At 43.3% G+C, this 13,705-nt stretch carries 16 protein-coding genes; 7 read left to right on the top strand and 9 right to left on the bottom strand.

Translation table 11 applies throughout. The features are described from left to right. Positions 1–11: 11 nt before the first annotated feature. Complete coding sequence (locus NAF01_RS05740; RefSeq protein ID WP_009335831.1) at positions 12–170, top strand: YpzG family protein; 159 nt, start codon at positions 12–14, stop codon at positions 168–170. Between the two features lie 59 nt (positions 171–229). On the opposite strand, the gene NAF01_RS05735 is transcribed toward NAF01_RS05740, so the two are convergent. Then, positions 230–559: a YfhH family protein gene (locus NAF01_RS05735; protein WP_226619345.1), complete on the bottom strand. Its 330-nt coding sequence runs from the start codon at positions 557–559 to the stop codon at positions 230–232. Between the two features lie 177 nt (positions 560–736). Here NAF01_RS05735 and NAF01_RS05730 point away from each other — a divergent pair, with 177 nt between their 5' ends. Continuing rightward, positions 737–1,408, top strand: coding sequence for an SDR family NAD(P)-dependent oxidoreductase (locus tag NAF01_RS05730; protein ID WP_226619346.1), 672 nt, complete (start codon positions 737–739; stop codon positions 1,406–1,408). Between the two features lie 19 nt (positions 1,409–1,427). Here the strand turns inward: NAF01_RS05730 and recX are convergent, their stop codons facing one another. Then, the gene (gene recX, locus NAF01_RS05725) at positions 1,428–2,231 is read right to left on the bottom strand and encodes a recombination regulator RecX (protein ID WP_250801950.1); all 804 of its coding nucleotides are present in this window, start codon (positions 2,229–2,231) and stop codon (positions 1,428–1,430) included. Between the two features lie 104 nt (positions 2,232–2,335). On the opposite strand from recX, the gene NAF01_RS05720 reads away from it, so the two are divergent. The 3 genes from NAF01_RS05720 (at position 2,336) to NAF01_RS05710 (ending at position 3,723) form a co-directional block, all read left to right on the top strand. Continuing rightward, on the top strand, positions 2,336–3,241 hold the full coding sequence (locus NAF01_RS05720; RefSeq protein ID WP_197214460.1) for a TIGR01777 family oxidoreductase: 906 nt from the start codon (positions 2,336–2,338) through the stop codon (positions 3,239–3,241). A 74-nt stretch (positions 3,242–3,315) separates the two neighbouring features. Continuing rightward, complete coding sequence (locus NAF01_RS05715) at positions 3,316–3,441, top strand: YfhE family protein (protein WP_226619347.1); 126 nt, start codon at positions 3,316–3,318, stop codon at positions 3,439–3,441. Positions 3,442–3,534: 93 nt separating this feature from the next. Continuing rightward, positions 3,535–3,723, top strand: coding sequence for a YfhD family protein (locus tag NAF01_RS05710; RefSeq protein ID WP_048011767.1), 189 nt, complete (start codon positions 3,535–3,537; stop codon positions 3,721–3,723). 55 nt (positions 3,724–3,778) lie between these two features. On the opposite strand, the gene NAF01_RS05705 is transcribed toward NAF01_RS05710, so the two are convergent. Next, on the bottom strand, positions 3,779–4,282 hold the full coding sequence (locus tag NAF01_RS05705) for a DoxX family protein (RefSeq protein WP_226619717.1): 504 nt from the start codon (positions 4,280–4,282) through the stop codon (positions 3,779–3,781). Positions 4,283–4,607: 325 nt separating this feature from the next. Here NAF01_RS05705 and NAF01_RS05700 point away from each other — a divergent pair, with 325 nt between their 5' ends. Together NAF01_RS05700 and NAF01_RS05695 are read left to right on the top strand one after the other, a co-directional pair. Next, positions 4,608–5,669: a M20 family metallopeptidase gene (locus NAF01_RS05700; protein WP_197214459.1), complete on the top strand. Its 1,062-nt coding sequence runs from the start codon at positions 4,608–4,610 to the stop codon at positions 5,667–5,669. 74 nt (positions 5,670–5,743) lie between these two features. After that, on the top strand, positions 5,744–6,412 hold the full coding sequence (locus tag NAF01_RS05695; RefSeq protein WP_226619348.1) for a vWA domain-containing protein: 669 nt from the start codon (positions 5,744–5,746) through the stop codon (positions 6,410–6,412). A gap of 64 nt (positions 6,413–6,476) precedes the next feature. Here the strand turns inward: NAF01_RS05695 and NAF01_RS05690 are convergent, their stop codons facing one another. From NAF01_RS05690 to NAF01_RS05665, 6 genes are all read right to left on the bottom strand, one after another. Further along, positions 6,477–8,306: an ABC transporter ATP-binding protein gene (locus NAF01_RS05690; protein ID WP_226619349.1), complete on the bottom strand. Its 1,830-nt coding sequence runs from the start codon at positions 8,304–8,306 to the stop codon at positions 6,477–6,479. Then, on the bottom strand, positions 8,299–10,035 hold the full coding sequence (locus NAF01_RS05685; RefSeq protein WP_226619350.1) for an ABC transporter ATP-binding protein: 1,737 nt from the start codon (positions 10,033–10,035) through the stop codon (positions 8,299–8,301). The genes NAF01_RS05690 and NAF01_RS05685 overlap by 8 nt, the downstream gene beginning before the upstream one ends. A gap of 161 nt (positions 10,036–10,196) precedes the next feature. After that, positions 10,197–11,177 carry a glycerophosphodiester phosphodiesterase family protein gene (locus NAF01_RS05680; protein ID WP_226619351.1) on the bottom strand — a complete coding sequence of 327 codons (981 nt, stop codon included), beginning with the start codon at positions 11,175–11,177 and terminating at the stop codon, positions 10,197–10,199. A 95-nt stretch (positions 11,178–11,272) separates the two neighbouring features. Further along, a complete protein-coding gene (locus tag NAF01_RS05675; RefSeq protein WP_197205547.1) occupies positions 11,273–11,983 on the bottom strand; it encodes an ABC transporter ATP-binding protein in 711 nt (236 codons plus the stop codon). Then, on the bottom strand, positions 11,976–12,749 hold the full coding sequence (locus NAF01_RS05670) for an ABC transporter ATP-binding protein (RefSeq protein ID WP_197214454.1): 774 nt from the start codon (positions 12,747–12,749) through the stop codon (positions 11,976–11,978). Before NAF01_RS05670 ends, NAF01_RS05675 begins: the two co-directional genes overlap by 8 nt. After that, positions 12,721–13,698 (bottom strand): branched-chain amino acid ABC transporter permease, encoded by a 978-nt coding sequence (locus tag NAF01_RS05665; RefSeq protein WP_197205545.1) that lies wholly within the window; start codon positions 13,696–13,698, stop codon positions 12,721–12,723. Before NAF01_RS05665 ends, NAF01_RS05670 begins: the two co-directional genes overlap by 29 nt. Positions 13,699–13,705: the final 7 nt, after the last annotated feature.

Genomic DNA, 13,705 nt, shown 5'->3' with positions numbered 1-13,705 from the left:
GAGGCTTGGTTATGGGAAACAGCAAAAACTTTTTTGGTGATAATCCTTATTCCAGTCCATTTACTTCACCGCACTTTAGGCCAAAACGTGCACATTCACAAGTAAATGGCGAGACCCAGCAAACTCAAGACCTCATTATTTTAAAAAGGCAGATTCGCAAAAACTCTTAAAGTGAAATTTCAATCAGGGGGGCCTTTCCCCCTCTGATTGTTTTTTACTCCACGTCAGGTCATCCTTTTTTCGCTAATTTTTTCAGCATGGAAATGGGCAGAGCCTCTTCGCCTTTGCTTCCGTTCAGCCTGAATCCCCAGGCAAATACTCCATTCATATAGTCAATCTTAAAGTAAACACCCGGATCCCCGTCAATTTCATAAATTTCACCGGGTAAAAAGTCATCTGGATTGAGCAGGTAGGATTTCGCCATTATGACTTTGCGTTCAAGCACGGCAAACTCATTTACCATACCCATCTGTTCCGCTTTCCTTGCTTTTTCATTTAAACTGGCAATTTCCTGCTGAAGCTCATACGTAGACATTGTACTGTATCTTTTTTCCTGCATATTAATATCCTCTTACTTTCTTCAGATAGTTACATTTACTGTTAAGGCTTCCATAGCTAAGTATATGAGAAAATGCCCGTTTAGAAAAGGCTCCTGTTTTTTGTTTTAATGCATTTCGCATGTGCTGGACTTTTTTGCTAAGATGGTGATTATAAGACGTTTCAAAGGAGGATTCAGATGAAGTCAGTCATCATTACCGGCGCAGGGTCGGGCTTGGGAAAAGAGCTTGCTTTATTGTTTGCGGGACAGGGATTTCATATTATTTTAACTGGCAGGACATTGGACAAGCTGCAAAGCGTGGAACAGGAAATTCATGAAGCCGGCGGAAGCGCTCAATCCTATACTGTAGATATCACACAAACCAAAGAAATCAGCAAATTGATTACTCAACTCCAAAACCATGAACTCTATGGGCTGATAAACAATGCCGGGGTTGGGCATTTCGGGCCTGTTCACAGCCTTGCAGCTCAAGACATTCAGGAAATGTTCGAAACTAACACGCTGGGCACTATTTTTATGACACAGGCCGTTCTCTCCCTTTTAAAGGAAAAAAACGAAGGCCTGCTGATGAATATCATTTCGACTGCGGGCTTAAAAGGGAAAGTAAATGAATCCGTGTATGTGGCAAGCAAATTCGCTGTAAGAGGGTTTACGGAGAGCCTTCAGAAGGAACTGGAGAATACAAATATTAAAGTGAAAGCGGTTTATATGGGCGGCATGGACACCCCTTTCTGGGATGAAAGCGACCATATCAAGGACAAATCCAGGCTTCGTTCTCCTAAAGAAGTGGCAGCCATGATTCTGGATCACATGGAAGAAGACTCAATTGTCATCGAGTCAAAAAAATAACACATGGGCTTTCCATGTGTTATTCTTCTTCACTTAAAAATTGCTCTATCAAATCAAAAGAAAAACCTTTTCTGAACAAGGCTTGCTTCATTTTTTGCATATATTCGAACTCAGGAAGGTTTGCATATTTCTTCTTCGCTTTTTCCGCCTGGAACCTCAGGGCAGCCAGTTCTTCATCCTCTTCTTTATCAATCTCCGTTTCAGTTACAGCTTCTTGAATGATGTCGAAATTAAAGCCTTTACGCATTAACATCTGTTCCAGCTTTTGCTTAAGGATTTTGGATGAATCACGAGCATATTTCTTTGAATATTTTTCACACAGCCTTATAGCGGCAGCTAACTCAGCATCCCTTTGATATTCCTCCAATGCCATTTCGATTAATTGAGGGGAAATCCCTTTTTCCTTTAGTTCTGTGCGGATCAGGCCTTTACCTTTATCTGATGTGTTCATTTGTGTACGCACAAAAGCTGCTGCAAATTCTTCATCATTTAAAAAATGGTAATCATACAATTTGTGGATAACTTCCTGAATAACCGGTTCTTCCACTTCTTTTTCAGCTAAATGTTTGCGGACTTCGGTTTCTGAGCGCATTCTTCTGGATAAATAATGAATAGCCCTGTTATAGGCTTTCCGGATATCATCCTGATAGCCAATTTCATTTAAAGAGAATTCATCAAGCTCCATTCCCTTTTTTAGCTGATGCTTAATTAAAACATCTTCATCCACACTAAATGCATATTCTTCACCTTTCCCATAATCCATATATATATTGTAGCGGTCTGTGTTTTTTTTCTGAACTGTGATTTTAGTAATAGTCGGCATTTTCTCCACCTCTTATCTTAAATGTAACACATCCAAAAAAGGATTTTGAAAGAAAACGTCGTAAAATGTACCAAAGTATATGACACTTGAAAGGGGAATTTCCCATGAGAATTGCCATCGCCGGCGGAACTGGTTTTGTTGGAAGCGCCTTGGTTAAAAAATTACTGGATAAAAAACATGAACTGTTTATTCTTACAAGGAATTCAGCTGATAAACATGCTTCTAAAAATTTGCAATATGTACAATGGCTGAACGATGATGACTCACCTGAGGATGCTCTGGAAAGCATTGACGTGTTTATCAACCTGGCTGGTGAGTCCATTAACAGCGGAAGATGGACAGATGAACGTAAAAAGCGTATATTAAACAGCCGCATTACTGCCACAAGGGAAGTTCTCCGCATTGTTAGCCGCCTTGAAGAAAAGCCATATACATTAATCAATGCCAGTGCGGTCGGTTACTATGGCACATCCCGGAATGAAACCTTTACAGAAGCCAACAGCAAAAGCGGCACTGATTTTTTAGCTGAAACAGTAAGATGCTGGGAAGAAGAGGCCTCCAAAGCAGAAGAATTTGAAGTCCGGACCGTTTTCTGCAGATTTGGAATCATTCTCGAAAAGAGCGATGGAGCTCTTCCGCGAATGGCCCTTCCCTACAAGCTATTTGCCGGAGGGTCTGTTGGAACAGGGGATCAATGGGTTTCCTGGATTCATTTAGATGATGTTGTAAACGGAATCCTTTATTGCATTGAATACGAGCAGCTGCAGGGGCCCGTTAACTTTACATCACCAAATCCCCTGACAATGAAAGAATTTGGAAAAATACTCGGTGAAGTCCTTAATCGTCCCCACTGGCTGCCCGCTCCCGGTTTTGCTTTAAAGATAGCTCTCGGGGAGATGAGTACATTGGTACTGGAAGGGCAAAAGGTGCTTCCTGAAAAACTGCAGGCATTAGGCTATGACTTTTTATATCCGGATTTACGTTCAGCTCTAAGGAATATTTATCAATGAAATTTGTATCATTTATGTCAAATAAGGGAAAAATAAGGTAAGTGTGTACCCTTATTCTGAAAGGATGATGCAAAGTGGATAAAAAGAAAAAAGACAAATCCAAAAGCACGTTATCAAGCATGCAGGAAGTAACTTATTCAAGAGAATTCAAACGGGCTGACAAGGCCGGCGGATTTGCAGGCAGACAGTTCAAACATTAATTTCCACTCATACCGCCCTGATCGATGGTACATGATAAAGGTACGGAAACACCTAAGTTTCCGTACCTTTATTGCTGAAAGGGGTTATTTGCAATGGGCCGTGCACATGGACATAAAACTCGTGATAAAAACAAAGCATCACTTCCACAAGTACCGAAAAACATGAAATCTGACGGCATCGACGTAGAATTTAACCGCGAACTCGCCGATCATGATGATCTCGAGGCAATGGCACGTTCCAAGGCTGCCGATCAGCGGGCAAAAAGCAGGAAAAAACGCTAGCTCAAAGGTAAAAAAGAAGCAGGACCATCAGGCTCCTGCTTCTTCCTATTACTGCTTAGTGAGTGTGTGCTTCTCTTTTGCCTATGCCGTGACCGCCTTTCATCATTGTCTTAATATACGGGATGGCGAATCTGTCAATTCCCCAGTAGTAAGCACCAGCGCCTGTAAATAGAAGGATGATTGCTGCTGTATACAGTATTGGGTTAGTGCTTGTTGTTCCTGCTAATAAGAAGTTTAGATTCATGAAAGCTGCTGCAATTAAAGCCGGAATGGTCGCAGCTCCTAGTATAAGTCCAACCCCGACAAGAACTTCGCCCCATGCCACTAGAGTGCTGAATAAATCCGCGTTTGGCAGTGCTACATTTTCCAGGAATCCCGCATACCAGCCCTGCACTGCCGGATGATCGCCAGCTGCTTTGGCAATGGCCCCCTGCATAAATCCGCCTGCATCGAATCCGTCTGCAACCTTATGCCATCCTGCTTCAAGCCACTGAATACCCAGCCAAACCCTTAATACGGTCCAAACAGCTGCTGCCTGAGGAGTTTTCCACCATTTCATCATCATAATCATCTCCATGTTATTATTGTGAATTATTTCACATAATCTCTTAAAATTTTTTCCCTGTTAGGGATTTAAAAAGCCGGCCAGCTCTTAGGAGAAAAGAATGCTTTAGTGAAGTTGTTTTCGAATTAATTTGTGAAACACTTCACTAACTTTCCTCACTTATAATATACTCCATCCCTCCCCTTTTCGCAATACACTTCACCAATTCTTCACAATTATTGGGCCATCATAAAACAGGCTGTTTTCATCCTCCCAAAGCGGGAATAGTAAGAGAGGACTGTGTAAATTTATTGCTGTATTAAAGGAGGACCTTTGACATATGCTTGAAAACTTATTGAAAGATCTCATTTCAATTGACAGCTCTTCAAAGGAGGGAGCAAACCAGGCCATTGAATATTGCCATCAATGGCTGTCGGGACATGACCTCCCTTCCAGAATCATCGAAAATAATGGCTATAAAATGGCTGTCTGTGAAATCGGAAGCGGGGATCAGACCATTATTTTTAACGGACATGTGGATGTTGTTTCAGGAAAGGATGAACAGTTCATTCCTGTAGAAGTCCGCGATAAGATTTATGGACGTGGAGCTGCGGATATGAAAGCCGGTGTTGCCGCCATGATGTGCGCAGTAAAAGAGCTCAAAAATATGCCCATAGGCGTAAAAATACAGATTCAAATTGTTTCAGATGAAGAAATCGGAGGCTTTAATTGTTCCGGGTATTTAGCAGAACAGGGATATCGCGGCGATTTTGTCATTTGCTCTGAACCCACTCAGCTTGGAATTGCGCTCGAAGCAAAAGGCGTTATCAGGCTGGACATTGAGATAGAAGGAGACCCTGCACACGGCAGCCGTCCATGGGAGGGAGTCAATGCTATCGAAAAGGCTTTTGAAGTTCATCAAAAACTATTAAAATTGCCTTTTGCAAAGGAATCATCGGAATTTTACCCATACCCTTCGATTAATCTGGCAAAAATAAGCGGAGGGGATGTATATAATAAGGTGCCTGAAAAATGTGTAATGTCGTATGATATCCGCTATTTGCCGCAGCAGAACCATGAAGAGATCATCAAACAAATTGAAAATATCACAGATGGGGAAATTATCATGAATATGTTCTCAAAGCCGCTTGTGACAGCCAGAGATAATCCTTTCATCCTGATGCTCGAACCCATTGTCGAAAAGCACACAGAAGATAAAGCTGTTTTCTTTGGACAGCATGGTTCTGCGGATACTGTGTTCTTTGCCAATTACGGGATCCCTGCCATCGAATTTGGCCCAACCGGCATGAACTGGCACGGAGATAAGGAATACGTTCTGCCGCATTCCATCCATTTATATGAAAAAATGCTGATCGACTTTGCTATGAAATTCTCAAATTAGAAGCTTTTTTAATGCGGATAGTCTCCCGATATGGTAAACATTAGAATATATGATTAAAGGGGGATTCCACAGAAATGAGCTCTATTAGTTTATTAAAAAAATCAGCAGGCATTGTATTGGAAAAAAAGAATTTGACAAATGTCACTGCCAGAGTAGGTTTGGTGCTGGACATTTCCGGCTCCATGCGCAAGTTATATAAAAATGGAACCGTCCAGAGGGTTGTGGAGAGAATCTTAGCTGTTGCCAGCCAATTTGATGATGATGGCGAATTGGATGTCTGGGTCTATGATAATGAATTTTCCAGGCTGAAGCCGGTAACCGAACATGATTTTGAAGGATATGTGGATCAGTATATTTTAAACAATGATCTAATACACAAATTCGGACGAAATGATGAGCCTCCGGTAATGGAGGATGTCATTCAGAAATATACCTCTGAAGATCCGAGCAAAGATCCTGCCTTCATTGTTTTCATTAATGATGGCGGCTGCAAAAGAACCATCAAAAAACCTGTTGTTTCATCATCCGATAAACCCTTGTTCTGGCAGTTTGTCGGGATAGGCGATTCAAACTTTGAAGTATTGGAAAAGCTGGATGAAATGGATGGCCGCTATATTGATAACGCAAATTTTTTCCACATTAAAGATGTAGAGGCCATTTCTGATAACGAACTATATGACCTCCTGCTGAACGAATTCCCGGACTGGCTAAAAGAAGCAAGAGAAAAAAATGTTATTCGATAGATTAGCGAAAAGGCGGATTTGATCGTAATCAAGTCCGCCTTTTGTGATGGAATAGCCATTGACTTCATGCATTTGCCCCAGCCGCCGCTTTACCATGCAGCCGGTAATAAAAGCCCTCCTGTTCAAGCAGTGATTCATGTGTTCCTTCCTCAATAATCCTGCCCGCTTCCAGAACAAAAATTTTATCCGCATTTTGAATGGTGTTCAAACGGTGGGCAATGACAAAGCTGGTCCTTCCTTTCATCAGCTCCCGAAGGGCATCCTGAATTTTAAGCTCTGTCACCGTATCAATGCTGCTTGTGGCTTCATCCAGAACTAAGATGTCCGGGTTGGCCAAAAATGCACGTGCAATGGAAAGAAGCTGCTTTTGCCCCTGACTAATGCCATTTCCGTCCTGACTCAGCACTGTATCATACTGCTGCGGAAGTTTCACGATAAATGAATGGGCATTGGCAAGCTTAGCCGCCTCCACCACTTCTTCTTCTGAAGCTTCCAGCCTGCCGTAGCGGATATTTTCACGCACAGTGCCGCGGAAAAGAAATGAATCCTGCAGGACAAATCCCATATGCTTTCTAAGGCTTTCTTTTTTCACATTTGCGATATCTTCACCGTCAATTAAAATACGGCCTGAGTCCCGTTCATAAAAGCGGGAGAGCAAATTGATCATGGTGGTCTTTCCTGCACCTGTCGGACCAACGAAAGCAGCGGTCTGGCCTGCTTTGACATGGAGGTTTACGTTTCTTACCGTATTTCCGTCTTCTTCATACGAAAAAGAAACATCCTGGAATTCGACCTCGCCTTTCACTTCGGCAAGCTCTTTCAGCTGCTCTTCATTTCGGAATTCTTCATCCTCATCCATGATGTCGAATACCCGCTCTGCTCCGGCAAGCGCAGATAGAAGGGTGTTAAATTGGTTTGCCAGGTCATTAAGCGGACGTGTAAATTGGCGGGAATACTCTGTGAATATGACAATCACACCGATTGAGATCATCCCATTCAGGGCAAAAATGCCCCCTGCCCCGGCGATAATGGCAAAGCTCAAGTTGTTCAGGACATTCATCAGCTTCGGGATAAACCCGGAATAAGTTTGAGCCCAGAACCCTGCCAGCTTAAGTTTTTCCCCTTTTTCCCGAAACTCGGCCATCACTTTCTGTTCCTGAGAAAAGGTCTTGATGATCCTTTGCCCTGATATGGTTTCTTCAATAAAACCGTTCAGCTCTCCAAGATTCTTCTGCTGCTCTTTGAACAACCTTCCTGTCCGTGCTGTAATCCATTTCATTCCAAAGAACATCAGCGGCACAATGATCAGGGTAATGAGCGTCAGCAAAGGACTTAGCCAAAGCATAACAGAGACAGTGCCAATCAATGTCAGCAGGCTGGAAAAGACCTGTATCACTGAACTGTTCAGAGTCGAGCTGACATTTTCAATATCGTTTGTAACCCTGCTCATCAGTTCACCCTGCTGCCGCTTGTCAAAGAACGGAATAGGCAGCCTGTGCAAGTGGCCAAAAAGCTTCGTTCTCATCGTAAAAACCGTTTCCTGTGCGATGCCGATCATCCAATAATTCTGAAACCAGAGGGCAAGCGAGTTCAACACATAAATGACGCCAAGCCAGATCAGTAAAGCGATAAATCCATCGCTGTTCTTTGTGACAATATAATCGTCAATAGCCATTCCGACTAAATAGGGGCCAAGCAGCCCCATTGCCGAGCTGATGACCACCATGAATAAAACGAGATATAACAAACCCTTATTATAGGCTAAATAGGACCAGATTCTTTTTAGTGTGGCCCCCATGTTTTCAGACTTGGGCTTTTTCCCTTTTGTAAATTCACCATTCAGCTCAAGAGGAATTCTTTTATGCTGGAAAGGTTCTTTAAAGTGTTTAAGCATAGTTTCTGTTCCCCTCTCCAGACTGGGATTGAAAAATTCGCTTATACAATCCGGATGTTTTAAGAAGAGTCTCGTGGTCTCCCTCAGCAAGAAGCACCCCATCCTCAAGCAACAGGATTCTGTCTGCTTCCATTGCTGTACTGATTTTCTGCGTAATAATCATGGTTGTACAGGTATATTGTTTCAATGAATTCAGAAGTTTTGCTTCTGTTTTCATATCCAGCGCACTTGTGCTGTCATCAAGAAGAAGGATTTTAGGCTTTCGTACAAGCGCCCGGGCAATGGAAAGACGCTGTTTTTGCCCGCCGGATAAGTTAACACCCTTTTGCCCCACTCTTGTTTCATAACCCTGCGGAAGCTTCATGATGGTTTCATGTATCTGCGCATTGACCGCTGCTTCAGTGATTTCCTCCATCGCTGCATCTTCTTTTCCCCATGATATGTTTTCTTTCACACTGCCTGTAAAGAGCAGGGCTTCCTGAGGAACAAAGCCGATTTTCCTGCGGAGGTTCTCCATTTTCAATTCCCTTACATCCCGCCCATCAATTTCAACTCTCCCGCCGGTCACATCATAAAGGCGGGGGATAAGCTGGAATAAAGAGGTCTTCCCGGAGCCTGTTGCACCCATTATTGCCACTGTTTCCCCGGGATGGATGATAAAGCTGATTCTATCGAGTACCTTCTCTGAAGTGCCTGGATATTTAAAAGATACATCTTTAAAGTGAATTTCCCCCCGGCTCACTGTTAAGCCCTTCCTATCATGAGATTCTTGACGGTCAGTTAAATCCACTTCGGTGTCCAGTACCTCTGTTACACGGTTTGCTGATGCCCTCGCCCTGGAAAATGCCATGATAATCCAGGAGAAAATGGAGAAGGCGGCCGTTATTCTGGTTGCATAGTTCACAATCGCAACTACCTCGCCTACCTTTACATCCCCTGCATTTACCTGTATGCTGCCAAACCATAGGACTCCAAGAATACTAAGATTCATAATGAAAAGCAGAACAGGCATAGTCACTTCCATCAGACGCAGTGCTTTAACGGTTCCATCTCTGAGATCCTCATTTGTGCGCGTGAAGCGTTTCACTTCATGGTTTCTGCGGACAAACGCTTTAATTAGCCGGATTCCCGTCAGGTTCTCCTGCATGACGCTATTCACAGAATCAAGCTTTTCCTGCACTGCCTTAAAAAGCGCGCCGCCTTTTCCCATGACCCAAAACAGAAATAGAAAAAGGAAAGGGGCAACAGCTGATAAGATAAGAGCAAGCTTTACATCTACCACAAATGCCATGATCAGGCCGCCGATGATTAAGAGAGGCGCTCTCATCATGATTCGAAGGCTCATAAAAACAGTATTCTGAAGCTGCGTAATATCATTCGTCATACGGGTAATTAATGAAGAGGTCGGAAAAAGATTAAAGTTGGCAAAGGAGAAGGATTGAACCTTGTCATATAAGCTTTTCCTTACATCAAAACCGAAGCTCTGGCTGACATGTGCAGCATAAAAGGAATTAATGACTCCAGCCGCAAAAGCCGCAAAAGAAGCAGCCAGCATGATCCCTCCCCACTTCAGGATCTCCTGAAGATCATTCTGCAGGATGCCTTCATCTATGATTTTTGCCATTAATAATGGCTGAATAAGCTCAACAGCAAGCTCCGTCAGCATTAATGACAGAGCTATAGCCACCGCTATCCGGTAAGGCTTAAGAAATGCCAATACTTTCGCCATTTATAGTCCCCCAAGCTGTAATTGCAGTTAATATATGTATAATAATACTCTTAAAATCCTTCGGCAAACTAAATAAACCTATCCATATCATAATCCTTTTTACAAAATTTTTAAATAATTCCGTTAAAAAATTTTAAAAACGCCTGGATCAGACCAGACGTCTATTCTTTACTATATACTGGGGCAATCAGCTCAATCCTGTTTGTCCAGATGCCTCCTGAATAGCTCTCAGGGAGCCGTTGTAGGTCTTCCGGTCTGTCAAAGCCTTCCGACCAGCTCCCATCCCCGGCAACCACTATAACTCTTGTACCTGCCTCATCCATTCGGTTTAAGAACTTATTTGGCCATCCCCACAGCAGCTTTGTATATGATTCAGGAATATGAACCTGTGTGTTTTTGCAGGCATTTGGCACATAACCTGTCCATCCCGCACCTATATATGGCAGGAGGCAATCTTTCAATGTAGCCTTAGACATAGCCCGCATTCCAGGCATTTCTTCCTTCAGTGCGGCAATTGGATGGTCTCCTCCATATACAGTTATTTTCTCCAACCTGTCTGCTGGAAATATCGACAGGTATTCAGCAAGCTTTACTCCTTCCTGGGAGTCATTGCTTTTAATATGGATTAAGAGATCTCCTTTCGGGAACTCTTTCATGACTTCATCCAGGCTTGGCATCATTCCGATTCCCTTGCCGCGAAATGGATGGGTTTTACCGTGATCGGCTGTATAGCCGTATCCAATGTCCAGCTTTTTTAATTCCTCCATTGTATACTCTCTCGTATTTCCTTTTGCATTTGTCCGGCAATCCAGGGTCCAATCATGGAACACCGCAAATTGTCCATCCTTTGTAAGCTGTATATCCAGTTCGACTATATCTGCCCCTGCCTCAAAAGCTGCTTCCATGGAAGGAATCGTATTCTCAAGAAAGTTATGCTCAGGCTCGTAAATTCTTTCAGCCGTACACGTCTCTCCTGTGATCCCTTCCATATGAAAGGTCTGTGCCATTCCTCTATGAGCGAGCAGGAGCGGCTTATCGTTTCTTTCTTTTGTAAGCAGAGAGCTGTTGTTTAAAAATAGAAATACGCCGAGAATTAATAAAGTTATCATTATCCTTTTTAAGATTTTCTTTCTCTTATTCATTTGTCCTCCGGTTTTTGCACGTTGATTTCCGTTATTATCATAATGCATTAGGTAAAAAGATAAAAGGCCAAATCAAAAGATTCGGCCTTTTATCTTTAGCTTGATTTGCGCCCCAGGTATGCTTCCATGATGCGCGGATCATTCAGAAGCTTCTCTGAACTTCCTTCAGCAACCATTTTGCCTGTTTCCAAAACGTATCCGTAATCGGATATTTTCAGGGCCTGCCTTGCATTCTGTTCAACCAATAGAACAGTCGTGCCCGCTTCATTAATCTCTTTTATAATTTTAAAGATGTCAGCCACGATCAGAGGGGCCAGTCCCATTGACGGTTCGTCCAGAAGAAGCAGCTTTGGTTTGCTGAGGATGGCCCTAGCAATGGCCAGCATCTGCTGCTGTCCGCCGGATAATGTTCCGCCAAGCTGTTTCTGCCTTTCTTCGAGGATGGGAAAACGCTCCATTACGTTCTTAATATCCTGGTCAATTTCATTATCCTTCCGGTGGTATGCCCCCATTTCCAGGTTTTCAAGCACTGTCATTCCGGAAAGAATCTGGCGGCCTTCCGGAACAAGGGCAATCCCTTTGCGCAGCAGCTGGTCCGGCCGGAGTCCCGTTACATCCTGCCCCTGAAATTGAATGCTGCCGGCTTGAGCCTTAAGCATTCCGGAAATGGTCTTCATGGTCGTTGTCTTCCCTGCACCATTTGCACCAAGGATCGTAACAATACTGCCTTCTTCCACTTCGAGGCTGATGTTTTTAAGAACTTGGATTTTCCCGTAAAAAGCGTTAATCCCATTTACCTTAAGCATACATATCCTCCTCCTCACTGCCGAGATAGGCTTCGATGACATCAGGATTATTCTGGATTTCAGCAGGTGTGCCTTCAGCAATCTTCTTGCCGAAATTCAGGACGGCAATACGGTCGCATAATTTCATGACAAGCGGCATATCATGCTCAATCAGGAGGACCGTAATGCCCTGTTCCTGAATTTTTTTGATGAGTTGAAATAATTCGCTTGTTTCTGTTTCATTCATTCCGGCTGCCGGTTCATCAAGCAGCAGCAATTTAGGAGAACTGGCCAGGGCACGGGCAATCTCCAGCCTTCTTTGCTGGCCGTATGCGAGGCTGTCTGACACAGTTTCGGCGAAGCCGCCCAGCCCCACAAACTCTAATAGTTCATTCGCTTTGCTGCGGATTCTCTCTTCTTCCTGCCGCTGTGATTTTGTCCTGAATACACTGCTGAAAACCCCTGATTTGCTTCGGCAGTGCTCCCCAACCATCACATTTTCTTCTGCTGTCATCTGCGGAAACAGGCGAATATTCTGGAATGTCCTGCAAATTCCCTTTTTCGTGATCAGGTGCGGCTTTAAGCCATTGATATTGTCTTCATTAAAGATAATCTCGCCTGAGGTAGGAGTAAACATCGATGTTATCAGGTTGAACATCGTTGTCTTCCCGGCTCCGTTCGGTCCAATCAGCCCAAAGATTTCTCCCTGATTAATGGAGAATGAAACATCAGACAGGGCACTCAGCCCGCCAAAGTTTTTACATGCTTTTTTGACTTGAAGTACCATGCTTTTGCCTCCTCTTTGATGTTTTAAGCTTGAGCCAGTTTAAAATATTTACATCAATTAATCCTTGCGGTCTGACTGCCATCATAATAATAATGATCAGACCGTAAATCATGTAGCGGTATTCGCTGATAAATCGGAGCACTTCCGGCATTACAGTTAGAAAGAGCGCCCCAAACACCGGTCCCCAGATTACTTCGCTTCCCCCGAAAACGGCAAAAATTAGAATCTCAACGGCACGGTGATAGGCAAAATCTGCAGGACTTATGTACGCAAGAACATGGGCAAACAGTGCACCTGCAAAACCCGCTACCAGGGCCCCCTGTGCAAATGCCAGGACCTTATAATACGTAATATTGATGCCCATTGATTCTGCAGCTTTTTCATCCAGCTTAATCGCTGCGAAAGCCCGTCCTACTCTTGAGCGGTTCTGCCTCCTGAAAAATGCGATGATGCTGATTGTCACCCCTAATAAAATGAGGAAGATAGCCAGAAATACAAACTGGTTATTTTGAAGTCCAAGTATTTTCGGATCAAAGCCTAAGTCTTTTAATGTATTCAGCAGCTCACGGCCCATATGCGGTATGCCTGATAAACCGACAGCTCCCTTTGTCATAGACTCCCAGTTTACAAAAATAACGCGGATAACCTCTCCAAACCCAAGGGTAACAATGGCGAGATAAACACCCTGAAGCCTTAATGTCGGTATCCCGATCAGGATTCCAAAAACACCTGCCAATAAAGTGCCTGCCAGTATGCCCACAATAATCGGAAGGTCAAAATTCAGCGTCAATAGTGCAGAGGTATAGGCACCGATCCCCATAAATCCGGCATTGGCGAGCGAAAGCTGTCCAGTTGATAGAGTAATATAAATACTAACTCCTAATATAATGTTGATTAATATAAAAGAAGCTACCTGTAAATAATATGGATTTATTAATTCTGCAAGCATGATTTCA

This window comes from Cytobacillus firmus (assembly GCF_023657595.1).
GTDB lineage: Bacteria > Bacillota > Bacilli > Bacillales > Cytobacillaceae > Cytobacillus > Cytobacillus firmus_B.
Note: the sequence above shows the minus strand (reverse complement) of the source record. Positions and strands in the feature narration are given on the sequence as shown.

What these genes read in the sequence shown, in the direction of transcription:
- NAF01_RS05705 (WP_226619717.1), bottom strand. Translation starts at nt 4,282, where the DNA reads ATGAAATGGTGGAAAACTCCTCAGGCAGCAGCTGTTTGGACCGTATTA.
- NAF01_RS05710 (WP_048011767.1), top strand. Translation starts at nt 3,535, where the DNA reads ATGGGCCGTGCACATGGACATAAAACTCGTGATAAAAACAAAGCATCA.
- recX (WP_250801950.1), bottom strand. Translation starts at nt 2,231, where the DNA reads ATGCCGACTATTACTAAAATCACAGTTCAGAAAAAAAACACAGACCGC.
- NAF01_RS05720 (WP_197214460.1), top strand. Translation starts at nt 2,336, where the DNA reads ATGAGAATTGCCATCGCCGGCGGAACTGGTTTTGTTGGAAGCGCCTTG.
- NAF01_RS05675 (WP_197205547.1), bottom strand. Translation starts at nt 11,983, where the DNA reads ATGCTTAAGGTAAATGGGATTAACGCTTTTTACGGGAAAATCCAAGTT.
- NAF01_RS05730 (WP_226619346.1), top strand. Translation starts at nt 737, where the DNA reads ATGAAGTCAGTCATCATTACCGGCGCAGGGTCGGGCTTGGGAAAAGAG.
- NAF01_RS05685 (WP_226619350.1), bottom strand. Translation starts at nt 10,035, where the DNA reads ATGGCGAAAGTATTGGCATTTCTTAAGCCTTACCGGATAGCGGTGGCT.
- NAF01_RS05690 (WP_226619349.1), bottom strand. Translation starts at nt 8,306, where the DNA reads ATGCTTAAACACTTTAAAGAACCTTTCCAGCATAAAAGAATTCCTCTT.
- NAF01_RS05700 (WP_197214459.1), top strand. Translation starts at nt 4,608, where the DNA reads ATGCTTGAAAACTTATTGAAAGATCTCATTTCAATTGACAGCTCTTCA.
- NAF01_RS05665 (WP_197205545.1), bottom strand. Translation starts at nt 13,698, where the DNA reads ATGCTTGCAGAATTAATAAATCCATATTATTTACAGGTAGCTTCTTTT.
- NAF01_RS05740 (WP_009335831.1), top strand. Translation starts at nt 12, where the DNA reads ATGGGAAACAGCAAAAACTTTTTTGGTGATAATCCTTATTCCAGTCCA.
- NAF01_RS05680 (WP_226619351.1), bottom strand. Translation starts at nt 11,177, where the DNA reads ATGAATAAGAGAAAGAAAATCTTAAAAAGGATAATGATAACTTTATTA.
- NAF01_RS05670 (WP_197214454.1), bottom strand. Translation starts at nt 12,749, where the DNA reads ATGGTACTTCAAGTCAAAAAAGCATGTAAAAACTTTGGCGGGCTGAGT.
- NAF01_RS05695 (WP_226619348.1), top strand. Translation starts at nt 5,744, where the DNA reads ATGAGCTCTATTAGTTTATTAAAAAAATCAGCAGGCATTGTATTGGAA.
- NAF01_RS05735 (WP_226619345.1), bottom strand. Translation starts at nt 559, where the DNA reads ATGCAGGAAAAAAGATACAGTACAATGTCTACGTATGAGCTTCAGCAG.